Origin of the sequence: Stenotrophomonas sp. ATs4 (genome assembly GCF_051861585.1) — a bacterium.
GTDB lineage: Bacteria > Pseudomonadota > Gammaproteobacteria > Xanthomonadales > Xanthomonadaceae > Stenotrophomonas > Stenotrophomonas maltophilia_AS.
In genome coordinates this window covers 317,813-341,552 of the sequence record NZ_JBLYPK010000003.1, presented here as the reverse complement: position 1 = coordinate 341,552, position 23,740 = coordinate 317,813, and the positions used below count along the sequence as shown (strand labels likewise).

General features: G+C 66.7%; 20 protein-coding genes. 13 read left to right on the top strand and 7 right to left on the bottom strand.

The window, feature by feature from the left end; translation table 11 throughout:
* Window positions 1-25: 25 nt before the first annotated feature.
* Window positions 26-247: an RNA-binding S4 domain-containing protein gene (locus ABR323_RS07635; protein ID WP_012479588.1), complete on the bottom strand. Its 222-nt coding sequence runs from the start codon at window positions 245-247 to the stop codon at window positions 26-28.
* 266 nt (window positions 248-513) lie between these two features.
* Between ABR323_RS07635 and ABR323_RS07630 the strand changes: the two genes are divergently transcribed.
* From ABR323_RS07630 to ABR323_RS07605, 6 genes are all read left to right on the top strand, one after another.
* Window positions 514-2,451, top strand: a complete 1,938-nt coding sequence (locus ABR323_RS07630; protein WP_439448853.1) for a DEAD/DEAH box helicase — start codon at window positions 514-516, stop codon at window positions 2,449-2,451.
* Window positions 2,452-2,677: 226 nt separating this feature from the next.
* A complete protein-coding gene (locus ABR323_RS07625) occupies window positions 2,678-5,101 on the top strand; it encodes a putative bifunctional diguanylate cyclase/phosphodiesterase (RefSeq protein WP_439448852.1) in 2,424 nt (807 codons plus the stop codon).
* A 109-nt stretch (window positions 5,102-5,210) separates the two neighbouring features.
* Window positions 5,211-6,875, top strand: coding sequence for a sensor domain-containing diguanylate cyclase (locus tag ABR323_RS07620; protein ID WP_439448851.1), 1,665 nt, complete (start codon window positions 5,211-5,213; stop codon window positions 6,873-6,875).
* Between the two features lie 34 nt (window positions 6,876-6,909).
* Window positions 6,910-7,632, top strand: coding sequence for a pseudouridine synthase (locus ABR323_RS07615; RefSeq protein WP_099551369.1), 723 nt, complete (start codon window positions 6,910-6,912; stop codon window positions 7,630-7,632).
* Window positions 7,633-7,766: 134 nt separating this feature from the next.
* Entirely contained in the window at window positions 7,767-8,837 is a 1,071-nt protein-coding gene (locus ABR323_RS07610; protein ID WP_439448850.1) for a diguanylate cyclase, read from the top strand.
* 121 nt (window positions 8,838-8,958) lie between these two features.
* Window positions 8,959-10,119, top strand: coding sequence for an AAA family ATPase (locus ABR323_RS07605; RefSeq protein ID WP_439448849.1), 1,161 nt, complete (start codon window positions 8,959-8,961; stop codon window positions 10,117-10,119).
* Window positions 10,120-10,206: 87 nt separating this feature from the next.
* On the opposite strand, the gene ABR323_RS07600 is transcribed toward ABR323_RS07605, so the two are convergent.
* The gene (locus tag ABR323_RS07600) at window positions 10,207-11,154 is read right to left on the bottom strand and encodes a DMT family transporter (RefSeq protein ID WP_014036476.1); all 948 of its coding nucleotides are present in this window, start codon (window positions 11,152-11,154) and stop codon (window positions 10,207-10,209) included.
* A 78-nt stretch (window positions 11,155-11,232) separates the two neighbouring features.
* On the opposite strand from ABR323_RS07600, the gene ABR323_RS07595 reads away from it, so the two are divergent.
* Window positions 11,233-11,847, top strand: a complete 615-nt coding sequence (locus ABR323_RS07595; protein WP_439448848.1) for a Pr6Pr family membrane protein — start codon at window positions 11,233-11,235, stop codon at window positions 11,845-11,847.
* Here the strand turns inward: ABR323_RS07595 and ABR323_RS07590 are convergent.
* The gene (locus ABR323_RS07590) at window positions 11,768-12,640 is read right to left on the bottom strand and encodes a DUF72 domain-containing protein (RefSeq protein ID WP_439448847.1); all 873 of its coding nucleotides are present in this window, start codon (window positions 12,638-12,640) and stop codon (window positions 11,768-11,770) included. The genes ABR323_RS07595 and ABR323_RS07590 overlap by 80 nt on opposite strands.
* Complete coding sequence (locus tag ABR323_RS07585) at window positions 12,640-13,083, bottom strand: VOC family protein (protein ID WP_135272846.1); 444 nt, start codon at window positions 13,081-13,083, stop codon at window positions 12,640-12,642. The genes ABR323_RS07590 and ABR323_RS07585 overlap by 1 nt, the downstream gene beginning before the upstream one ends.
* A gap of 110 nt (window positions 13,084-13,193) precedes the next feature.
* Between ABR323_RS07585 and ABR323_RS07580 the strand changes: the two genes are divergently transcribed.
* The 3 genes from ABR323_RS07580 to agp all read left to right on the top strand — a co-directional run bounded on the left by ABR323_RS07580 (window position 13,194) and on the right by agp (window position 18,030).
* Entirely contained in the window at window positions 13,194-14,756 is a 1,563-nt protein-coding gene (locus ABR323_RS07580) for a serine hydrolase (protein WP_439448846.1), read from the top strand.
* 132 nt (window positions 14,757-14,888) lie between these two features.
* Window positions 14,889-16,721: a multidrug efflux ABC transporter SmrA gene (gene smrA, locus ABR323_RS07575; protein WP_439448845.1), complete on the top strand. Its 1,833-nt coding sequence runs from the start codon at window positions 14,889-14,891 to the stop codon at window positions 16,719-16,721.
* An 88-nt stretch (window positions 16,722-16,809) separates the two neighbouring features.
* Window positions 16,810-18,030 (top strand): bifunctional glucose-1-phosphatase/inositol phosphatase, encoded by a 1,221-nt coding sequence (gene agp, locus ABR323_RS07570; RefSeq protein WP_439448844.1) that lies wholly within the window; start codon window positions 16,810-16,812, stop codon window positions 18,028-18,030.
* A gap of 183 nt (window positions 18,031-18,213) precedes the next feature.
* On the opposite strand, the gene ABR323_RS07565 is transcribed toward agp, so the two are convergent.
* Window positions 18,214-20,022 carry a DUF885 domain-containing protein gene (locus ABR323_RS07565; RefSeq protein WP_439448843.1) on the bottom strand — a complete coding sequence of 603 codons (1,809 nt, stop codon included), beginning with the start codon at window positions 20,020-20,022 and terminating at the stop codon, window positions 18,214-18,216.
* A 112-nt stretch (window positions 20,023-20,134) separates the two neighbouring features.
* Here ABR323_RS07565 and ABR323_RS07560 point away from each other — a divergent pair, with 112 nt between their 5' ends.
* Window positions 20,135-20,491 carry a GFA family protein gene (locus ABR323_RS07560; protein WP_439448842.1) on the top strand — a complete coding sequence of 119 codons (357 nt, stop codon included), beginning with the start codon at window positions 20,135-20,137 and terminating at the stop codon, window positions 20,489-20,491.
* A 32-nt stretch (window positions 20,492-20,523) separates the two neighbouring features.
* Window positions 20,524-21,303 (top strand): DUF4349 domain-containing protein, encoded by a 780-nt coding sequence (locus ABR323_RS07555; RefSeq protein WP_439448918.1) that lies wholly within the window; start codon window positions 20,524-20,526, stop codon window positions 21,301-21,303.
* A gap of 31 nt (window positions 21,304-21,334) precedes the next feature.
* Here ABR323_RS07555 and ABR323_RS07550 read toward each other — a convergent pair whose 3' ends face one another.
* Window positions 21,335-21,628: a hypothetical protein gene (locus ABR323_RS07550; protein WP_012510497.1), complete on the bottom strand. Its 294-nt coding sequence runs from the start codon at window positions 21,626-21,628 to the stop codon at window positions 21,335-21,337.
* A gap of 69 nt (window positions 21,629-21,697) precedes the next feature.
* Window positions 21,698-22,642 (bottom strand): LysR substrate-binding domain-containing protein, encoded by a 945-nt coding sequence (locus ABR323_RS07545; RefSeq protein WP_135272852.1) that lies wholly within the window; start codon window positions 22,640-22,642, stop codon window positions 21,698-21,700.
* A 115-nt stretch (window positions 22,643-22,757) separates the two neighbouring features.
* On the opposite strand from ABR323_RS07545, the gene ABR323_RS07540 reads away from it, so the two are divergent.
* A complete protein-coding gene (locus ABR323_RS07540) occupies window positions 22,758-23,630 on the top strand; it encodes a DMT family transporter (RefSeq protein WP_439448841.1) in 873 nt (290 codons plus the stop codon).
* Window positions 23,631-23,740 lie beyond the last annotated feature (110 nt).

The following is a 23,740-nucleotide window of genomic DNA, read 5'->3' as shown; positions in this document are numbered from 1 at the left end:
ACCGGTTCAGATCAGCCCGTTCAGATCAGCCGGCGGCCAGCACACGGATCTGGCTGTCGGCGAATTCCACCACCTGGCCTGCGCGGATCTTGCAGGCCTTGCGCAGTTCGACCTCGCCGTCGACCCGCACCTGGCCGTCGCTGATGACCATCTTGGCCTCGCCGCCGCTGGTGACCAGGTCGGCGAGCTTGAGCAGCTGCTTGAGTTCGACGTAGTCGCCGTCGAGGTCGAATTCGAGAATCTGCATGGAACGGGTTTCCTGTGAAGGGGCGCAGGCCGTTGGCCGGGGCCGGGAGAGGGCGCGTATTGTGCGCCAGCGCGAGGCATGACGGCACACGCAGGGCAACCTGTATGCATGGTTCAGGATCAATGCGGTATGATTCCGCTCTGAGCGAGTGAAATCTCCTCCAACCGAGCAGCGCCAGGGCACGCGATAAGAAGGGCGCCCAAAGCGCGGACCATCACCTTTTTTATCGCACTGCCAGGAATACGGCAGTGTCTTTGGAGTTCCCCATGTCCCAAGAATCCCAAGCGCCGCTGCAGTTCGCGCAGCTCGGCCTGTCCGAGCCTGTCATGCAGGCAGTCACCGCCATCGGCTACGAAACTCCGTCGCCGATCCAGGCCGCCACCATCCCGGCGATGCTGGAAGGCCGCGACGTGCTGGGCCAGGCCCAGACCGGTACCGGCAAGACCGCAGCCTTCGCGCTGCCGGTGCTGTCCAACATCGACCTGCAGCAGATCAAGCCGCAGGCGCTGGTGCTGGCCCCGACCCGCGAACTGGCCATCCAGGTCGCCGAGGCGTTCCAGTCCTATTCCTCGAAGATCCCCGGTTTCCGCGTGCTGCCGGTGTACGGCGGCCAGCCGTACGGCCAGCAGCTGTCGGCCCTGCGCCGCGGCGTGCACATCGTGGTCGGTACCCCCGGCCGCGTCATCGACCACCTGGACCGCAGCACCCTGGACCTGTCCGAGCTGAAGACGCTGGTGCTGGACGAAGCCGATGAAATGCTGCGCATGGGCTTCATCGACGACGTCGAAGCCGTGCTGAAGAAGCTGCCGGCGCAGCGCCAGGTGGCCCTGTTCTCGGCCACCATGCCGCCGCAGATCCGCCGCATCGCGCAGACCTACCTGCAGAATCCGGTGGAAGTGACCATCCAGGCCAAGACCACCACCTCAGCCAACATCCGCCAGCGTTACTGGTGGGTGAGCGGCATGCACAAGCTGGACGCGCTGACCCGCATCCTGGAAGTCGAGCCGTTCGACGCGATGATCGTGTTCGCGCGCACCAAGGCCGGCACCGAAGAACTGGCCAGCAAGCTGCAGGCCCGTGGCCTGGCCGCGGCCGCCATCAATGGCGACATGCAGCAGGCCCAGCGTGAGCGCACCATCGCCATGCTGAAGGAAGGCAAGCTGGACATCCTGGTTGCCACCGACGTGGCCGCCCGTGGCCTGGACGTGGAACGCATCAGCCACGTGCTGAACTACGACATTCCGTACGACACCGAAAGCTACGTGCACCGCATCGGCCGTACCGGTCGTGCCGGCCGCAGCGGCGAGGCGATCCTGTTCGCCACCCCGCGCGAAAAGGGCATGCTGCGCCAGATCGAACGCGCTACCCGCCAGCCGATCGAAGAGATGCAGCTGCCGAGCGTGGAAGCGGTCAACGACAACCGCATCAACAAGTTCACCTCGCGCATCACCGAGACCCTCGGCCTGGGCGGCCTGGACTTCTACCGCCAGCTGCTGGAGCGCTTCGAGACCGAGCAGAACGTACCGGCCATCGAAGTGGCTGCTGCGCTGGCGAAGATGATGCAGGGTGACACCCCGTTCCTGCTGCAGCCGCCGGTGCGTGCACCGCGCGAAGAGCGTGCTCCGCGTGAGCGTTTCGAGCGCAGCGAGCGTCCGGAACGTGGCGATCGCAATGAGCGTGGCCCGCGCTTCGAGCGTGGCCCGCGTCGTGATGACGCCGAAGGTGGTTTCGAGCAGCGTCCGCGTCGTGACGTGCCGCCGCGCGGCGCGCCGGAGCAGGGCATGGAGACCTACCGCATTTCGGTTGGTCACCAGCATGGCGTGAAGCCGGCCAACATCGTCGGCGCCATTGCCAACGAGGCTGGCCTGGAAAGCCGTTTCATCGGCCGCATCGACATCCATGATGATTTCTCGCTGCTGGACCTGCCGGCGCAGATGCCATCGGACGTGTTGACCCACCTGCAGAAGGTGTGGGTGTCCGGCCAGCAGCTGCAGATGCGTCCGCTGGCGGCCGGTGAAGAGACCAACCCGGCACCGCGTCCGTTCAAGCCGCGCTTCGACAAGCGTGGTCCGGGCGGCCCGGGCGGCCCGCGTCGTGGTGGTCCGGGCGCCCCGGGTGCCCACGCTGGCGACCGCGGCGGTGACCGCGACAGCCGCCCGCCGCGTCGTGATGGCTTCAAGCCGCGCGGCCCGCGCAGCTACTGAGCCGCACGGTTGCCCTGAACAACGCCAGCCTCCGGGCTGGCGTTGTCCGTTGTGGGACCGGAAAAGGGGACGGAGGGGATTAAGTCGTATATGGCCGGCCGCGCGCTTATGCCGAAAACGACTTAATCCCCTCCGTCCCCTTTTCGCATGGCAAACACATTGGCGGTCATAGGCTGGGACAGTTCCAAGGGAGGTTGTCACCGCAGCACATTCGGGGGGATCCGGGATGGGTAGGAGTGGCACGGACCAACACAGCCGACGGGTGCCGATGACCCGTGGGCTGGGACTGCGATTTGCATTGCTGACGGGCATGGCGATCGGACTGGTTGCCTTGTCCGCCCTGATCCAGGAACTGCAGGCGGCGTCCACGGCCTGGATTGCCGGGCAGGGCTATTGGTCGCGGGGGCAACAGGATGCGACCGCCGCGCTGAGCCGTTATCTGGCGCGCGGCCATGCCCAGGATCTGGACGATGCGCGGCAGGCGCTGCAGGTGCCCTTGGGCGACCTGCAGGCGCGGCTGGCGCTGGAACAGGCCGAGCCCGATGAGTCGCGGGCCCGGCAGGGCTTCCTGCAGGGTGGCAATGCCCGTGCCGATATTCCGCGATTGGTGTTTTCGTTCCGCTATGCGCGGGACCTGGGCGCGTTTCGCGAAGCGACCGCGCTGTGGCGGCAGACCGATGGCGATTTGATGGCAGTGCAGAACCTGGTGGCGGAACTGCAGCGGCGGCACGCCGCAGGTGGCTTGCCGGTGGCTGATCGTGATCGCTACCTCCAGCAGCTGCGTGATCTTGATCGACGCCTGCAGATACAGGCGCAGGCGTTCTCGCAGGCGCTGCTGCGAATGGCCACGATGGTGCGCGTGGCGACCCTGATGGTCGGCGGTCTGTCGGTACTGGCGATCAGCCTGATGGCGGTGGCCCTGGCACGCCGCGTGGGCAAGGACCTGACCGAGCATGAGAGCCGCTTCCGTGCCGCGTTCTACCAGGCCAACGTCGGCATGCTCAAGCTCGACACTGATGGCAAGGTGATCGAAGCCAATCAAGCGATGGCCGATATCCTGGACTATCGCCGCGATGTACTGCTGCAGATGTCGCTGCGCGAGCTGCTGATGGAAGGCGAACTGGTCATCGACGGCGTCGGCCGTATCGACTGGGATCGACAGTTGCGACCGAGTGAACTGCGCTTCTGCCGCCGCGACGGCAGTCTGGTATGGGGCCGCTGGAGCGGGACCGGCGTGCGCAGTACCGGTGGCGGCCTGTCGGTGTTCGCGATCATCGAGGATGTCAGCCAGAACCATGCACTGGCACGTGAGATCGAGCATCACGCCAGCCACGATCCATTGACCGGTCTGATCAACCGCCGCGAGATCGAGCGGTTGCTGGAACGTTCGCTGCTGCAGGTGCGCAGCGAGGGCGGCACGCACTCGCTCTGTTACATCAATCTGGATCACTTCAAGCTGGTCAACGACAGCTTCGGCCACGCGGCGGGCGACCAGATGCTGCGCAGCTTCGCGGACTATCTGGTTGCAGCGGTGCGCGATGGCGACTGGGTGGGCCGGCTGGGGGCCGACGAATTCGCGGTGTTCCTCGCCCATGCCGGGCAGGACGAGGCCAAGCGGGTGCTGCAACGGGTGATCCGCAACCTGGGCCAGGCCACGTTCCCGATCAGCGAGGGCAGTCCGCAGCTCAGTTGCAGCATCGGCGTGGTCGAGGTCAGTGCCGAGGCGCCGGACGCGAACTGGTTGATGAGCGCCGCTGACAGCGCCTGCTATGCGGCCAAGCAGGCCGGTCGCAACCGCGTGCACTGTTTCAACGAAAACCGCATGGCACTGGAGGAGCGGCGCCAGGAAGCCGAGCGCCTGCAGGGCGTCAGCCTGGCGATGGCCGAGAACCGCATGCTGTTGTATGCGCAACGCATCGCCCGCGTCGGTGATCCGTCCTACCTGCACTACGAAGTCCTGGTGCGCATGCGTGGCACCGATGGCAGTCTGCACCTGCCCGGCCAGTTCATGCCGGCCGTGGAGCGCTATGGCATGGCCGTTGCGTTGGACCGGCATGTGCTGGGGCTGCTGTTCCGCCACCTGCAGGTCTGTCCGGCACACGTGCGTCAGCTCGGGCTGTGCAACGTCAATGTGTCCGCGCAGTCCATTGCCGAGCCTGGCTTCCTTGCCTTCGTCTGCGACCTGCTCGAGCGCAACCGCGCGCTGGCCTCGAAGCTGTGTTTCGAGATCACCGAGACTGCGGCGATCAGCAATCTCAGCCAGGCCCGCGCTTTCATCGATGCGGTGAAGGCACGCGGTTGCCGCATGGCACTGGATGATTTCGGCTCCGGCCTGTCTTCGTTCGGCTATCTGCGCCAGTTGCCGGCCGACATCCTGAAGATCGATGGGGCGTTCGTGCGCGACATGGATACCGATCCGATCAGCCATGCCACCGTGCGTGCGATCAGCGAGCTGGGGCGCGAACTGCAGATGGAAGTAGTGGCCGAATGGGTGGAGACCGCCGAGGTTGCCGGTGCGCTGACCCGGCTCGGCGTGCAGGGACTGCAGGGGTACGCGATCGAACGCCCGCAACCTCTTGAGCGGCTGACCCTGGCCGACCTTCGCCCGGTGCGGCTGGTGGCGGTGAAGGGGCCGCCGGCCGCCGGCTGAACGACGGGTGGCGACTTTGGTCTACACATGCGCTGCGCGCCCGGCTGCGATAATGCGCGCCAGGGGCGACGCGCAGTGGGCGCGGACGTAAGCAGGAACAGGATGTGGCGTGGGCGTCAGGCAGTGGCGGTACGAAACAGGGGCGCTGCTGGTCGTCCTGCTGTTGGCAGTGGTCTTTCCCGATCTGGCGCGCGCGCGCATGGCCGAGGCCGGCCGCGATTTCCTGCTGGTTGGCGCACCCACGGACGAGCCGACGCCGCATCGTGGCTGCACGCCCGGGATGCTGGCCGGGCCGCGCGAGCAGGTGCAGGTACCGGCGCCCCCGGAGGGCTGGTCAGGGCAGCCACAGGCCCTGGATGTGTTCAACGTCTTCGCTGGCGAGGTCCGCGTACAGCATGGCGACCGCGAGATCTGCGGCAACATGCACGATGCGCGTACCCGTGATTCGCGCTTCCGCGCCGGCATCGGCCTGGTGGCGGTGCCGGCAGCCGGCAGCCACGAGCCGTTCCTGGTGTCGTGGCAGGCACCGCTGAAGTCGCGTTGGGTGCCGACACTGCGGCTGGGTGCGCCAAGCCCGGTTCAGCAGAACGATACCGCCCGCCTGCTGGTGCGTGCGGCCTGCATCGCGGTGGCGATCGCGCTGGCGCTGTCGGCGCTGATGGCTTACCTGACCACGCGCGACCGCAGCTTCCTGGTCTACATCGGCGCGACGTTCGTCGTGGTGCTGTGGCAGGCCATCCTTGGCGGGTTGAGCGGTTACCCCGAGCCCTGGCTGCCGGTGGGTGAGCGCGGCGCATGGTGGCTGCTGGCGCTGACCGCTGCGACCCAGGCACTGGTGTTGCCCGCTCTGTGGCGCCTCAACGGTGGGGACCGCCTGCTGCCGCGCTCGCGGCCGGCACAGCAGGGCGTCCTGTGGGGCCTGATGGGGCTGGCGGCGCTGGTGCCTTGGCTGCGCTGGGAAACCCTGGCGCTGGTTGCGCAGGCCCTGCAGCTGAGCTTCATCCTTGGTTGCCTGCTGTCACTGGCCGCTGGCATCCGCGCGTGGTGGCGCGGTGACCGCTGGGCGCTGGCGGGTCTTGCGGCGCTGGTGCCGCTGCTGGTGATGATCGCCGCCGATGCCAGCAGCGCCGGGTGGCTGTTGGAGTACCGGGTCGAAGCACTGCAGTTGTCGGTGACCTGGCTGCTGATGATGGCGGCCTATGCCCTGAACCAGCGGCTGGGGCGGCTGCGTCAGCAGCGCGATGAGCTGCGCCAGCTGGCCGAAACCGACGGCCTGACCGGATTGCCCAACCGCCGCGCCGGCCTGCAGCAGCTGGCCCGGCACCTGGAGCGGGTCGACCGCGAACGTGGGCCGCTGGTGATCGGCTTCCTCGACATCGACCTGTTCAAGGACATCAACGACCGCCACGGCCATGCGGTGGGTGACCAGGTGCTGGTGGCGGTGGCGCGCGCGCTGCGGACCGCGGTGCGCAGCCAGGACGAGGTGGTGCGGATGGGCGGCGAGGAGTTCCTGCTGCTGATGCCTGGCATGCCGCGCGAGGCCGCCTCGGCGCGGCTGGATCGACTGCGCCAGCGCATCATCGAGGCCGGCCGGGCGTTGCAGGTGCCAGGGCTGGAAGTGACCGCCAGCATCGGCCTGGCACAGTGGCGGCCGGGCGAGGATGATCTGGCCGCCCTGCTGCGCCGGGCCGACCATGCCATGTATGTGGCCAAGCGGGCGGGCCGCAACCGGGTCTTCGACGGCGAAGAACTCGATCCACCCGTGCCGGAATGAAGCGCAGCGGGCGTCGATGCCGGATAATGGACCGATGACCACCCGACTCAACAAACATATCGCCGACACCGGCTTCTGCTCCCGCCGCGAGGCCGATCGCCTGATCGCCGCCCGCCGGGTCACCGTCAACGGCCACCCGGCCGGTACCGGCGCGGTGGTGGGCGAGGAAGACCAGGTGCTGGTCGACGGCCAGCCGCTGCGCGCGCGCGTCGCACGCAAGCCCGGCACCCGTCGCCACGTCTACATCGCGCTGAACAAGCCGGTGGGCGTCACCTGCACCACCGAAACCTCGGTCAAGGGCAACATCGTCGACTTCGTCGGCCACGAACAGCGCATCTTCCCGGTCGGCCGCCTGGACAAGGAGTCGGAAGGACTGATCCTGATGACCAGCAACGGCGACATCGTCAACCAGATCCTGCGTGCCGAGAACGGTCATCAGAAGGAATACCTGGTGGCGGTGAACAAGCCGGTCACCGACGAGTTCCTGCGTGGCATGGCCCGCGGCGTGCGCATCCACGACCAGATGACGCTGCCGTGCAAGACCTCGCGCATCGCCAAGTTCGGTTTCCGCATCACCCTGCAGCAGGGCCTGAACCGGCAGATCCGCCTGATGGCTGCCGAGTTCGGCTACCGCGTGACCCAGCTGCGCCGCGTGCGCATCGACAACATCAAGATCGGCGCGCTGAAGCCGGGCCAGTGGCGCAACCTGACCGAACAGGAACTGCAGGGCCTGCTGCCGAAGCAGCTGGACTGGTAGTGCCGGCCGCTGGCCGGCTGCAATGGGCGTGCGATTTACCCGGGATGCCGGCCAGCGGCCGGCACGACCCGTTGTACGGATTACGCACCGGCATCGGCTAGACTCCGCAGTGACCTGCCGGAACGTGACGCTGCATGATCAAGCCCGACAAGCCTGCCAACGAAGCCCTTCGGCTCGAGGCGCTGTACCGCTACCGGATCCTTGATTCGCAGCGTGAGAGATCCTTCGACGACCTGGTCGCGATCGCCAAAGCGGTCTGCGGCACGTCGATGGCGGCGGTGACGCTGATCGATGTGGAACGGCAGTGGTTCAAGTCCATCCAGGGCATCGATGCGGCGGAGAACCTGCGCAGCGATTCGATGTGCGGCCACGCCATCCTGCAGCCGCAGGAAATCATGGTGGTGGAAGACGCGTTGCAGGACATCCGCTTCCACGACAACCCGGTAGTGACCGGTGAACCGCATATCCGCTTCTATGCGGGTGCACCGTTGATCAGTTCCGATGGCCTGCCGCTGGGTACCTTGTGCGTGTTCGATGCGCAGCCGCAGCACCTGGCCAGCGACAAGGCCGAGGCGCTGGCGGCACTGTCGCGGCAGGTGATGCTGGTGATGGAACTGCGCCGCTTCGCGCTCGACATCCAGAAGCACATGCTGGAACGCGATGACTACGAACGCCTGCTGTCGGAATACCAGGATGTGCTGTTGGCACAGAATGCCGACCTGGCCGAGCAGAGCCGCACCGATGCGTTGACCGGCCTGCCCAATCGCCGCGCGATGGCCGCAGCACTGGAAGAGGCGGTGGCCGTGGTGGACGGGCAACCCGGGCTGGCCTGTGTGGCGCTGCTGGACATCGACCATTTCAAGCACATCAACGACTTCCAGGGCCATGCCACTGGCGACCGCGTGCTGGCCGAACTGGGCGCGCTGCTGCATTCCCACTTCGCCGACCGCGGCATGGCCGCGCGCTATGGCGGCGAAGAGTTCGTGGCGGTGATGCCGGGCATCGATCTGCGCGCCGCCGAACTGCACTGCGAGCGCCTGCGTCTGGCCATGGCCGACCTGTCGTTGGGTTTCCCGGTCACGATCAGCATCGGCGTCGCCCAGCACCAGGCAGGTGAAAGCGTGGATGAAATGCTGGCGCGTGCCGACAAGGCGCTGTACCGGGCCAAGGGCAATGGCCGCAACCGGGTGGAACGGGCGGGCTGAAACACCCGTCCAGTAGATCCACGCCATGCGTGGATGGGGAATCCACTCGAACACCGCGCCCGTCGCATTCCCTGCGATCTACGTGCTGCAACATGCCATTCCTGTTCCCACGGACGCGACCATGCTGCAGACCCTGGCCATCGCCCACTATCGTTCGCTGCACGGACTGGTGCTGCCGTTGCAGCAGTTGAACGTGATCACCGGCGACAACGGCAGCGGCAAATCCAGCCTGTACCGCGCGCTGCGCCTGTTGGCGGAGACCGCGCAGGGCGGGGTGGCGGCGGTGCTGGCCCGCGAGGGCGGCCTCGGTTCGGCGCTATGGGCGGGGCCCGAGACTCTCGATCGCCGGGTCATCGCCGGCGAGATTCCGCTGCAGGGCGGCCCGCGTCAGGCGTCGGTCGGGCTGAAGCTGGGCTTCGCTACAGAGGAATTCGGCTATGCCATCGACCTCGGCTATCCGCCGCCCAGTCGCTCGGCGTTCGCGCTGGATCCGCAGATCAAGGCCGAAGCAATCTGGGCCGGTCCCTTCCTGCGCAGCGCCAACCTGCTGGTCGACCGCCGCGCGGCGATGGTGCGGCAGCGTCACGCGCGTGGCTGGGAGGTGGTCGATGATCACCTGTCGCTGTTCGACAGCCTGTTTACCCAGGTGGGTGACCCGCAGCGCATGCCGGAAACGATCGCGTTGCGCGAGTACATCCGTCGCTGGCGCTTCTACGATCATTTCCGCAGTGATGCAGACGCTCCCGGGCGGCAACCCGCGATGGCCACGCGCACGCCGGTGCTGCATCACGATGGACGGGATCTGGCCGCGGCCTGGGTGACCATCCTTGAGATCGGTGACCCGGTCGCGTTGGCACGCAGCGTGGACGACGCGTTTCCGGGCGCCACGGTCGGCTTCGAAGAGCTGGACGGTCGATTGGCCCTGCGCTTCCACCAGCCGGGCCTGCTGCGGCCGCTGTCGATGGCCGAGCTGTCCGACGGTACCCTGCGCTTCCTGCTGCTGGCTGCTGCGCTGCACACGCCGCGGCCGCCGCCGTTGCTGGTGCTCAACGAGCCGGAAACCAGCCTGCACCCGGACCTGCTGCCCGCCTTGGCACGGTTGATCATCGCGGCCAGCGCCCGCAGCCAGGTATGGGTGGTGTCACACGCCAGTCGATTGATCGCGGCACTGGAACAGGCACCGGGCTGCCACTCGCTGCACCTGCACAAGGAGCAGGGCCGCACGCTGTTGAGCGGGCAGGGCCTGCTGGACGCGCCGGCCTGGCATTGGCCGCAGCGCTGACCGATTGATCCGCGCCCCGCACGCATGCTGTGACCATTCCCCCGCGCGTCGCTGCGTTCAGTAGATCCACGCCATGCGTGGATGCACTCAATCGGCGATGTTGCGTGCCTCGGCGGTACCGAGAATTTCCGGATGCTGCACCGGCTTGCGACGGTTCAACAACGGATGCAGGAACACCGCGCCGACGATGATCGCCACACCCAGGTAGAACCACGGCGTGACCTCGTGCTGTTCGCGCAGCAGCACTACCGCCAGCAACACCGCATAGACCGGTTCCAGGTTGGTCACCAGCTGCACGGTATAGGCACTGAGGTGTCGCAGCGCGACCAGGGCCAGGGCGAACGGCAGCAGCGTGCAGAACCCGGCTAGCACCAGCAGCAGGATGCCGTCGTGCAGATCCGGTACCACCCACAGCGGGCTGGCCAGCGCCGGCAGCAGGTAGGGCATCAGCGGCGCCAGCAGGGTCAGGGTGAGGGTGCCGGCACCCAGCTCCAACGCGGTGACCGTGAGCGGATCGGCGTGGCTGACCATGCGCTTGTTGAGCGAGCCGAATACCGCCACCAGCAACGCCGAAATCGCGCCGATCAGGACGCCCAGACGCATGCCATCGGGCACGCCGCCGACCACCAGCGCCACGCCCGGAAGTACCGCAAGGCCGAAGGCGAGTTCACGCAGCTGGAACGGTCGCTTGGCCACCCACGGTTCGATGATCGAGGTGAACACGGGTGCCAGCGCGATGCAGGTGGCGGCTACCGAGGCGTTGGCCAGTTTCACCGCGCCGTAGAAGGTCAGCCAGTGCAGGGCGACCAGCGCGCCGATGCCGGCATAGCCGGCTACCAGCCGCAGGGGCAGGGTGCGCAGCCCGCGCCAGACCCGCGGCAGCAGGGCCAGCATCGCCGTCACCAGCAGCATGCGCCACCACACCAGCGGCAGCGCCGGCAGGGTGATCAGCTTGCCGAGGATGGCGGTGACGCCCCACAGCAGGACACAGAAGTGAATCTGCCACAGCGCTTTGCGGGTGTCGGGTGTGCTCATCGGCCTATTGTGAGGCAATCGCGCGGCCGCCGGCGATGCCTGTGGCATGCTCGCGGCAACGTTCCAGGGTACCGGGCAATGCCTGCTGACCGTTCCGTCCTGCGCACATGGGCCGCACTGACTGCACTCTTGGCTGCGGCCTCGTTGCTGCTGCAATACCTGTTGCTGCTGCGCGGACCGGGAGCCGCTGCCGGGGTCGGCATGGCGACGCTGCGGTTCCTCGGCTACTTCACCATTCTCAGCAACCTGGCGGTGTGCCTGGCCTGTATCCGGCTGGCGTGCGGACGATCGGTGCGTCCTGTGGTCGCGGCGGCACTGGCGCTGTGCATCGGCGTGACCGGCATGGTCTACATCGTCGCGCTGCAGGGGCTGTGGCAGCCCAGCGGGCTGCAATGGTGGGTCGATGCCGGCCTCCATTACGGCGTGCCGGTGCTGTATCTGCTGGGGTGGTTGCTGCTGCTGCCGCACGGGGCGCTGCGCTGGCGCGCGCTGGGCGGGGTGCTGCTGGTGCCGCTGGTCTATCTGGGTTGGGCGATGCTGGTTGCTGCGGTGACAGGGCAGGCGCCGTATCCATTTCTCGAACTTCAGCGACTGGGGCTGGCGGCGTTCCTGATCAACGTGCTGCGCGTGGCGAGCGTGTTCGTGGTGGGGTGGACCCTGCTGTGGGGGCTGGATCGCTGGCGCCGTCGATGAGACGCTGCAATGCCATCGCCGCCGCCGGATTGCGTGCCTTGCCCGCGCCGATGCACAGCAGGTAGACCTCGCGCGGCGTTTCCGGGGCGGGTCCGGCCAGGCAGGACAAGTCGTCCACTGGCTCGCCACGTGACCAGCGGCGGGCACGTTCGGCCCAGCGTTGCTGCACGGGCGCCGGCAGGCCATCGTTCAAACGGGCCTGGCTGCGTTTGATCCGCGCATAGACGAAAGCGGCACTGACATCGCCATGCAGCGGTGCCTCGTCGCTGTCTTCGATCACCAGTGCTACGCCGTGGCGGCGCGCGGCGTCGACAAGTGCCGGGCCATGTACCTCGGCGTTGCGCACTTCCAGCGCATGCTGCAGTGGCACGCCTTCCAGCTGCTTCGGCAGCTGTTCCATCAGCGCGTCCAGCGCGTCGGCATCGGCCGGATGGCGCGGGTCGAACTGCCACAGCAACGGTCCAAGCCGGTCGCCCAGCGCGAGCGCGGCCTGCAGGAACGGCGCTGCGGCCGCCACGGTGCTGGACAGGTCGCGTCGTTGCACCAGATAGCGCGGCGCCTTCATCGAAAACCGGAAGCCCTCCGGTGTCTGTGCGGCCCACTGCGCGCACTGCGCCGCAGTCGGTGTGCGATAGAACGTGCCGTTGATTTCGATGCAGCGCAGGGCACTGCTGGCATGGGCCAGTTCTTCGCGCTGCGGCAGGCCGGCTGGATAGAACATGCCGCCGCGCCACTCGGGAAATACCCAGCCTCCGATACCGCAGCGGATCGCGGCCTGCTTCACAGTGGCCATCACTGTCCGTGGTCCGCGCGCCACGGATCGTAGCTGCCGAACCACCACAGGTAACCTTCGGGGTCGGCACAGGCGTAGCCGCGGCCACCATAGTCCTGGTCGGCAATGTCGATGACGATGCGTGCGCCGGCGGCCTTGGCCCGTGCGTAATGCGCGTCCACGTCGGTCACGATCACGCAGGCGCTCTGGGTCTGGCGGCCGCCGACCTCATCAGGCATCACCGCCAGCTTGGACCATTCGCCACTGCTGCTGCTCGAACCGAGCATGATCATGCCCTGGCCGAATGTCAGCTGTGCATGGAACACGGTATCGCCGTCTGCATACACCGCCTGCACGTGGAAACCGAAGGCGTGTTGCAGCCAGGCGATGGCAGCCTGCGCGTCACGGTAGCGCAGGCACGGAATGATGGTGGAGCCGTTGCTCGGTTGGCCGTTCCCGCCCATGACACCCCTCCTATGGCACAGGGCAGGGTGCGCCGCAGACCGTTACCATCCCGCGAAACCCCGGTGACGGCCTGCACATGGCCGCCACCCCTGTTCGGAGATCGTGCTGGATGAAACCCTGGATCGGAGGAGCCGTGCTGCTGGCATGCACGACCATGGCGAGCGCTGCCACACCGGCGCAGCTGCAGGAGCTGGATGCAACCGTCGAGCGCGTGCGCGCGCAGTTCGACGTGCCCGGCATTGCCGTGGCCGTGGTCAAGGACGGGCAGGTGGTGCTGGAACGCGGCTGGGGCGTGCGCGAGCAGGGCAAACCGGAGCCGGTGCAGGCCGATACGCTGTTCGCCATCGCTTCCAACACCAAGGCGTTCACCGCCACCTCGCTGAACCTGCTGGCCGAAGACGGCAAGCTGAAGATGGACGACAAGGTGATCGACCACCTGCCGTCGTTCCGCATGTCCGACCCGTTCGTGACCGGGCAGATGACGATCCGCGACCTGCTGTCGCATCGCAGCGGCCTGAGCCTGGGTGCCGGTGACCTGCTGTTCTGGCCGACCACCTCCTACAGCAATGCCGAAGTGGTGGAACGGCTGGGCAAGGTGCCGCTCAAGGGCGGATTCCGCGAGAGCTACGCCTACGACAACATCCTGTACGCGGTCGCCCAGCAGGTGATCGAACATGTTTCGGGCATGAGCTACCAGCAGTTCCTGCAGACCCGCATCTTCGACAAGGTGGGCATGGCCGGCACGCGCTACAACGCCGATCACCTGAAGCCGGGCGACAAGGCGGCTGTCGGCCACGCCAAGTACGATTTCAAGGACCTGCGCACCGTCGCACCGCTGACCTGGTCGAACAATGCCGGCGCTGGTGGCATCTATTCCAGCGCACATGACATGGCGCGCTGGATGCAGGTGCAGCTGGCTGAGGGCAAGCTGGCCGATGGCACCGCGCTGTTCACCGACAAGAGCCAGCAGCAGATGTGGCGGATGATCACGCCGCAGTCGATCCCGGCGCCGAGCGTACCGGAGCTGGCACCGGCGCGGGCCAACTTTGCCGGCTATGGCGAGGGCTGGAGCCTGAGCGACTACCGCGGGCAGAAGCTGGTCTGGCACACCGGTGGCTGGCCGGGCATGGTCTCGCGGCTGACCCTTGTGCCGGGCGAGAAGCTGGGCGTGGTGGTGCTGACCAACCAGGAAGTGGGCGCGGCGTTCAACGCGATTACCCTGAGCGTGCTTGACGCTTACCTGGGCGGTGAGAAGCACGATTGGGTGGACGCCTATGCCAAGGCCGTGGCCAAGGGCCAGGACAAGGCCGACGAGGCCTGGGCCAAACACCAGAGCGCGCGCGACAAGGGCAGCAGGCCGTCGCTGGCGCTGGCTGGCTACACCGGTACCTTCGGCGACCGCTGGTACGGCGACATGCAGGTCAGTGCCGAGGGCAAGGGCCTGCGCCTGCGCTTCATGAAGACCGCGCAGCTGAGCGGTCGCCTGGAGCACTGGCAGCACGACACCTTCATCGTGCGCTGGGACGACCGTTCGCTCAACGCCGACGCGTTCGTCAACTTCAGCTTGGACCCGGATGGCAAGGTGCGCGAGGTGCGCATGCAGCCGATTTCCGATCTGACCGATTTCAGCTTCGACTTCCAGGACCTGTTGTTCACCCCGGTGGCCCGGTAGATGCCAACCTTGGTTGGCCTACGGTAAGGCGCACACCAAGGTGGGCGCCTACCGGGGGAAGCAGGCGATCATCGGCTGGCGTACACATCCGGCGTGGGATACTTCGCCGCTTGCAAGAGGCGAGGGAGTGCAATGTTCCGTTGGTTTGAATCCCTGATTCCGGTGTTTCCGCCTGTCGACGGGCGCATGCCACCGCGCACGGTGGTGCGCTTCTACCTGCACTACCTGCGCCCGGTGTGGCCGGTGCTGCTGGCCACCCTCATCGCCGGCCTGCTGCTGGCGCTGGTGGAAGTGGCGATGTTCGATTACCTGGGCCGCATCGTCGACATGGTCGCCGAAAAACCCGGTGCCGATTTCTTCAAGCGCCACGCCAATGAACTGGGCTGGATGCTGTTCATCACGGTCATCGCGCGGCCGATCCTGGTCGGCCTTCACAACCTGCTGGTCAACCAGGCCATCGTGCCGGGCCTGAGCAACCGCTCGCGCTGGCTGATGCACAACTACGTGGTGCGGCAGAGCCTGAACTTCTTCCAGAACGACTTCGCCGGCAGCGTCGCCAACCGGGTGATGCAGACCGGCACCTCGCTGCGTGAATCCGCTGTGCAGATGGTCGATTCGCTGTGGTACATCGTGGTCTATACCGGCACTGCGCTGTACCTGTTCGCACAGGCCGACTGGCGCCTGATGGTGCCGTTGATCCTGTGGCTGCTGACCTATGCGGTGATTCTGATGTACTTCGTGCCACGTGCGAAGGAACGTGCCTGGATCGCCTCTGAAGCACGTTCCAAGGCGATGGGCCGCATCGTCGATGGCTACACCAACATCCCCACGCTGAAGCTGTTCGCCCATGGCGGACGCGAGCAGGCCTATGTGGCCGAGTCGATCCAGGAACTGGCGGTCAAGCACCGCGCGCAGACCCGGGTGACCACCGGCATGGACCTGGCCATCGCCATCGTCAACGGGTTCCTGATCGCCGGTACCTGCGGCCTGGCGCTGTGGCTGTGGAATGGCGGCCACATCACCGTTGGCGCGATCACGCTGGCGACCGGCCTGGTGATCCGCATCCACAACATGTCCGGTTGGATCATGTGGACCATCAACGGCATCTTCGAGGACATCGGCACGGTGCAGGATGGCATCACCACCATCGCTCAGCCGCTGACCGTGCAGGATCGCGAGGATGCGGTGCCGTTGCAGGTAACCCGTGGTGGCGTGCACTTCCAGGACATCCACTTCCACTACGGCAAGACCGGGGGCGTCATCGCCGGCCTGGACCTGGTGGTGAAACCGGGCGAGAAGATCGGCCTGGTCGGACCTTCCGGCGCAGGCAAGTCGACCCTGGTCAACGTGCTGTTGCGCCTGTACGACCTGGAGAGCGGTCGCATCCTGATCGACGGCCAGGACATCGCCCATGTCACCCAGGAAAGCCTGCGCCAGCAGATCGGCGTGGTCACCCAGGATACTTCGCTGCTGCATCGCTCGATCCGCGACAACCTGCTGTATGGCCGCCCGGATGCGACCGATGAGCAGTTGCGTGCCGCCGTCGCCAAGGCACGCGCGGCGGCCTTCATCGATACGCTGGTGGACGGGCAGGGCCGTCGTGGTTACGACGCACATGTCGGCGAGCGCGGCGTGAAGCTGTCCGGTGGCCAGCGCCAACGCATTGCCATTGCCCGCGTGCTGCTGAAGGACGCACCGATCCTGGTGCTGGACGAAGCGACCTCAGCGCTGGACTCGGAAGTGGAAGCGGCGATCCAGGACAGCCTGGACCAGTTGATGGGCAACAAGACGGTGATCGCGATCGCGCACCGGCTGTCGACCATCGCACGCATGGACCGGCTGGTGGTGATGGACCAGGGCCGCATCGTCGAGACCGGCACCCATGCCGAGCTGATTGCGGCCGGTGGCCTGTACGCGCGCTTGTGGGCGCGGCAGACCGGTGGTTTTGTGGCTGCCGATCAGTAGATCCACGCTACGCGTGGATGCATCCCTTGGGGTCGGATCCCTTTCCGCAGGAAAGGGCTCTGGCCCCAGCGTGTTTCCGGAGACCTGCATGATCCACCCGCTACGCCCTTTGCTGCTCGCGTTTGCCCTGGTCAGCTCAGCTGCGGCCGCCGCGCCAGCCCCCGTGCGCGGCGGCACGCTCGAACAGGTCGTCCTGCTCAGCCGCCACAACCTGCGCGCGCCGCTGGTGTCCTCGGGCACGCTGGCCGAGGCCACGCCGCATGCGTGGGCAACATGGGACGTTGCAGCCGGCGAGCTGACCACCAAGGGCGGCGTGCTGGAGGTCTACATGGGCCGTTACCTGGGCCAGTGGCTGCGGCAGGCGCACGTGCTGCCCGCCGCAGGCTGCCCGCAAGCCGGCGATTTCCATGCGCTGGCCAACAGCCTGCAGCGTACCCAGGCCACGGCGCAGTTCTTCATCGCCGGCGCATTCCCCGGCTGCCACGTGACGGTCGAACAACGCATGCCGCTGGGCACGATGGATCCGTTGTTCGATCCGGTGATTCATCGCGATGATGCAGGTTTCCAGCGCCGCGCGCTGCGTGCCATGCAGAAGGCCGAAGCGCAGGCCCATCTCGCGCCGGATCTGCAGGTGGTGGACAACGTGGTCGAGCACGCGGCATCGCCGGCCTGTGCGGGGCGCAGGCCGTGCACGCTGCGCGCGGGTGACAGCACGTTCCGCGCGGCGGTGGGCAAGGAGCCTGGCGTCACCGGCTCGCTGGCACTAGCCAACGGCATGGTCGATGCGCTGCTGATGGAGGATTACCAGAACGTTACGGGCTCTGCGGCCGGTTGGGGCAGGCTGCGCGACGATGCGCAGTGGCAGGCGCTGGCGCGGGTGCGCAATGGCTACCAGGAGATCCTGTTCGGCACACCGGAGGTGGCGCGCGATGTGGCCGCGCTGCTGCTGGCGCACATCGGTGTCCTGTTTGCCGATCCACAGGCGCCGAAAGTCAGTCTGATGGTGGGCCACGATTCCAACATCGGCGCCGTGCTGGCTGCATTGGGTACCGCGGATTACACGCTGCCGGGCCAGCTTGAGAAGACGCCGATCGGCGGTCTGCTGCAGTTCGAGCGCTGGCGCGTGCACAGCGGCGAAGCGCGCTACCGGCTGGTGTATGTCTATCCCACCCGCGCGCAGCTGCGTGATGCGTTGCCGTTGAACGATGTACAGCCACCCGGTCGGGTGGAGCTCGCCCTTCCCGGGTGTGGGCAGAACGGATGCAGTGACGTGCAGTTCGAGCGCCTGCTGTATCGCGCGTTGAATTGAATGCCATCCACGCATGGCGTGGATCTACTGGCAGACGGGTAGTAGAGCCACGCCATGCGTGGATGGGCCCACAGACGGGTAGTAGATCCACGCCATGCGTGGATGGGCCCATCCGGGGGCGCCGAACAAAAAAAACGGCCCAGGTTTCCCCGGGCCGTTCCGTTTCACTTCACACCGGCGCGATCACTCGATCGGCTGGTCCAGCATCAGCTGGCGCGCGAAACGCACCGGTGGTGCGCCGTAGGACAGCATCTGGTCGTGGTACGCCTTCAGATTGAACTTGTCGCCCAGCTTGTCCTGCATCGCCTTGCGGGTGTCGAAGTGTTCCTGCGCACCGACGAAGTAGGTCGGCAGCTGCGCCGAGGTCAACTGCGCACGCACCCACTTGCCCGAGGCTTCGCTTTCCTGCTGGAACGCATCGTGGGTCATCAGGTGCATCGCTTTTTCGCGATCCCAGTTGTCCACGTGCACGCCCTGGTCGAGGATCGCGTTGGAGATCGTGCGCAGGTAGAACTTCAGCTGCACCAGGTGGAACAGCGGGTCGTTGTTGAGGTAACCCTGCTCCTGCATCATGCGCTCGGTGTAGACCGCCCAGCCTTCGGCGAACAGGCCAGAACGCAGCACCGCACGCAGGGTGGAGGGGAACTTGCCCGAGTGCCAGCCTTCCAGATAATGCCCCGGGGTGCCTTCGTGGATGCTCAGCAGGTGGATCATGCGCGAGTTGTACTCACGCAGGAACGAGTCGACCTGCTTGTCGTTCCAGTCGTCCGGAATCGGCGAGACGGCGTAGAAGGTCTTCAGGTTCTTGTCCAGCGGGCCCGGCGAATCGCAGTAGGCCACGGCCACGCCGCGCTGGAATTCCGGCATCAGGATGATATCCACCGGCGCGTCGGGCAGGGTCATCAGGTCGTGCTCGCGCACAAACGCAGTGGACTGGTCCAGCGCGGCCTTGGCATCGTCAACCACCTTGTCGCGCGCCGGCTTGTCGGCGTAGGCCAGTTCCAGCGCCGCCTCGATGGCCTTCTGCTGCTGTTCGTCGGTCGGCTGCGCCGGCATCTCCGGCGCGCCCGGCTTGTCCTTCAGAACGGTCTGCGCGATGCCGTACATGTCTTCGCGCACGCGCTTGAGTTCGGCGCGCGCACGCTCACCGATCTCCTGGCGCGACAGCGAGGAACTCAGTGCGAACTTCAGCTTCTGGTCGTACTTTTCCGCACCGATGCGGAAGTCGCCCTTGGCATTCGGCACCAGGGTCTTGTCCAGCCAGGTCTGCTGCTCGTCCACGGCCTTCTTCAGGCCAGCGATGGCGGCCTGCAGGCGCTGCTGGTCGGCCTGCGGCAGTTCACCGATATGCGGGGCGATGAAGGTATCGACGATGCTGAGGATGCCCTTGTTCTGCTTGGCCACCGTCTCTGCATGGATCTTCGGCACGCGGGCCGGGTCCAGGTTCTCGCGGGCCTGGGCGAAGATCGCCGGCAGCTTTTCCATGCGCGCGGTGGCCGACTTCAGACGCTCGGGCAGCGGCGCGAACTCGCGCGCCATCAGGCCGTAGATCGCGCTGCCGGCAATGCCGTTGTACAGCTGCGGGTCCCACTTGCCGGACTGCATCACCTCGGCATTCCAGATTTCCGACTGCAGCTGGTTGCGCAGGATCGCGGCATCCACCTGGTTCTCGCGGCCAAGTTTGGCCACGTCGATCTTGTCCAGCTCGCCCAGCAGCGCCTTGTAGGCAGCCAGGGTCTTCTGCTGGCCGGCCGCGCTCAGGTCGTCGATCTCGCTGTCGTAGCGGTGGTCACCGATCTGGGTGGCGCTGACCGGCGACAGCTGCATCCAGGTATCCAGGGCGCGCTTGGACAGATCGGCGAAGGCGGCATCGACCGCCGCGTCACCGGCCTGCTGGCTGGTGGCCGGGGTGGAAGCGTTGGTCGGGGCGTCGGCCGGCTGGCAACCGGCCAGAGCGGCGACCAGGGCGAGGGCAAGAAGATGCGGGCGCATCGGCGTTCCTGTACAGGGTCAAACCCCGAGCATAGGGCCCCGGGGCTGCTTTGTCCCCGTGCCATAGGATTACCATGGGCGCAGACAAGGACCCTCCAGCGGAGCGCAGGACATGGAATACCAGGGAAGCTGCCATTGCGGCAGGATCGCATTCACCGTACAGGCCGAGGCGCCGATCAGCGACGTCATCGACTGCAACTGCTCGATGTGCCGCCGCCGCGGCAGCCTGCTGTGGTTCGCCCCGCGCGAGGCGTTCCAGCTGGCCACCGATCCGGCGGACGTGGCGACCTATCACTTCAACAAGGCCCATATCGATCATCACCATTGCCGTGAGTGCGGCGTCGCGCCGTACAGCGAAGCGGTGGACCCGCGCACCGGCACGCCGATGGTGGCGGTGAACGTGCGCTGCGTACCGCAGGTGGATCTGGGCACGCTGGCGGTGATGTCCTACGACGGAGCGGCACTGTGAGGCCGGTGCGCGCGTGGACGCGCGTGGTGGCGATGCCGGTACTGCTGGTGGCGCTGGCAGCCTGTGCCAAACACGGCGATGTGGCGGCCGATGCAGGCGCCACTGCCGCCGAAGCAGCCGTTGCTTCACCGGAAGGCGCATTCCTCGCCTACGAACACGACGTGCAGATTCAGCTGGAAGCGGCGCAGATCGCACCCCGCATCCAGCAGGTGGCACAGGCCTGCCAGAGCGCGAAGTTCGGTGACTGCGCGGTGCTGCAGGTCGACCAGCGCAGTGGCGAGCAGCCCAGCGGCGAGGTCAAGGTGCGGATTGCACCGAAGGGCACCGAGCCGTTGATCGCGTTGGCCGGTGAGGGCGGCAAGCTGCAGTCGCGCAACACGCGTGCCGAGGACCTCGCGCAGGCCGTGGCCGACACCGCGCTGACCAAGGCGCGGCTGGAGAAGGAACACGCGCGGCTGTTGTCCTACCAGGACCGCAAGGACCTGAAGATCGAAGATCTGATGACGATCACCACGCGTCTGTCGGAGATCGAGGCCGGTGTCGAGCAGGCCAACAAGGATGCCGCGCAGCAGCGCCGACGCATCGATACCCAGCTGGTGACGATCCATTTCGACACCACCTCGGGCCAGCGCAGCCGCAGCGAGATCGGCGAGGCGCTGAGCGAGTCGGGCAGCATCCTCAGCACCAGCGTGGCGTTCCTGATCCGCGCTGTTGCCGCGCTGCTGCCGGTGGCGGTGCTGGCCTTGATAGCAGCTTGGGGTGTGCGGGCCTGGTGGCGTCGCCGCCGTCGCAAGCTACCGCCCAACCTCTGAGGTGAAGGCTGATGCCGGTAGTCTGCCGGCATCAGCCCTCGTCGGTCTCGTACTCGACGAACACATCCAGTTCCAGCGCCAGCTCCTGCACCGCATCACGCACCTTCTGCGCGGTGCTTTCATTGCCGACTTCCACTTCCAGTTCGTGTGTGCCCGGGCCGATGTCATCGGACAGCCCGGCCGAGCTCGAATCGTCGTCGTCCATGTGCGGCATCAGGTCGTCGGTTTCCTCGACATGTTCAATGCCGTCCAGGCCGAGCAGCAGGTCGCTGATGGCGCGGGCGTCGTCTTCGGTTCCGGTGATGCGCAGTCGCAGCATGGCCATGGCATAAGCACTGTTGTGGGGTCATCTGCAGCCTAGCCAGTGCCAGGCAAAGAACGGGTGAGGGCGCTGTCAGCCACGCGTGGCTGGGCGCCCCAGCAGGCTGTCAGGCAGTGCCGGAATGGGCGTGCGTTCGTCCTGCGCCTGTTCCAGCAACCAGTCGATGAACAGGCGTGCAGCCGGACTCGGTGGTTGCCCTTCGGCATGCACGACGTAATACGCATAGCGCGCCTTCAATGCCGGGCCAGGCAGGCGCAGCAGCTCATAGCGCTGCAGGTAGGGCTGGGCGACGTGCGTGCGGGCCAGCACCGCGCCCATACCGTATACCGCCGCGCGCATCGCATCGGTACTGTCGGCAAAAGTGTGCATCGGCGGTAGCGGGGAGGGCGGGCGTACGCCTGCATGGCGGAACCAGTCGCGCCAGCCCTGCGGTGACAGGTCGCTGAGCAATGGCAGATCGGCGATGCGTGCCGGGTCCCGCAGCGTCTCGACCCCGGCCAACGCAGGTGAGGCGACCGGGAACAGGTTGTCGTCCATCAGATGCTGTGCGTGCAGGCCGGGCCATTGGCCAAGGCCATAACGGATGCCCACTTCCGGGCCGTTGTCGTCGTAGCGATCCAGGCCGCTGCCGGTGTGCAGCTCGATGCGGATGTGCGGATAGCACTGGGTGAAGCGCGGCAGCCTTGGCAGCAGCCAGCAGTACGAGAGCGAGCGCAGTGTGGTGATCCGCAGCGGCACGCTGTCGGCATCCGGTTGCAGGTGATGGGCGACCGCAGCCACATCGGCGAAGGCCGCACTGGCGGCGTCGGCCAGCTGCCGTCCTTCGGCGGTGAGGCGTACGCCGCGGGCGTGGCGCAGGAACAGGCGGGTCTCCAGCACCTCCTCCAGACGGCGCACATGGTGGCTGACCGCGCTGGCGGTCAGGTGTAGCTCCTGCGCGGCCTGGGCGAAGTTCTGGTGGCGTGCGGCCACCGCGAACACGGCCAGCGCGGGGAGCAGGGAAGGGCGTAGCTGCATGTCGAGCCTCAAACCATATTTGTGGCTGGCAGCGATACTACGCGCTTGTGCGGTGGGCGTCTGCGCCTGATCCTGTGTGCCTTGGCGAGGAAAAGACGATGGACGGAGGCAGGGCATGAATGCGGTCCCACAGGTGGCTGAGCGCGACTGGCGCACACCGCTGGAATTGACCCTGCTGGGCGCCATCTGGGGTTGCTCGTTCCTGTTCATGCGGGTGGCAGTGCCGTCGTTCGGCCCGTTCGCGCTGGTCGAGGTGCGGCTGGTGCTGGGGGCGCTGGTGCTGCTGCCGTTCCTGTGGCGCGCACGAGCGCAGTTCCCACCGCGGCGCTGGTTGTGGCTGGCACCGATCGGCCTGGTCAACTCGGCGCTGCCGTTCGTGCTGTTCGCCTATGCGGCCGAGCGCGCACCCGCCGCCATCGGCGCGATCTGCAACGCCATGACAGTCCTGTTCGCCGCGTTGATCGCGTTCCTGTTCTTCGGCGAGAAGATCGGCATGCGCCGCGCGGGCGCGTTGCTGGTCGGTTTTGCAGGCGTGGTGGTGCTGGCCACGGCCAAGATCTCGGGCCTGAGCATTGGCACAGCGGTGTTGGCCGGCGCGGCCGCTTCGTTGTTGTACGGTCTGGGCGTGAACCTGGTGAAGCGGCACATGACCGGCCTGCCCTCGGCCGCTGCGGCGGCCGCCACGCTGTCGTGCGCCTCATTGTGGTTGTTGCCGATGGCGCTCACGCATCTGCCGCAGGGCCCGATCCCGGGCAAGGCATGGGGCGCAGCGATCGCGTTGGGCGTGGTCTGCACCGGTTTTGCCTTCCTGATGTTCTATCGCCTGATCGGCCGCATCGGCCCGTCGCGTGCATCGACGGTGACCTATCTGGTGCCATTGTTCGGTGCAGCGTTTGCGTGGTTGTTCCTGGGTGAAGCGGTGACCGTGCAGATGTTGATTGCCGGTGGCCTGATACTCGGCAGTGTGGCCGTCAGCCAGAAGGGCTGAGGGAGAGTTCAGCCGGGCATGGCCCGGCTTTACAGTAGATCCACGCCATGCGTGGATGCTTTCCGCTTCGCATTGCCAACCCGTCGCTGCGCTCGCCGGGCATGGGCCGG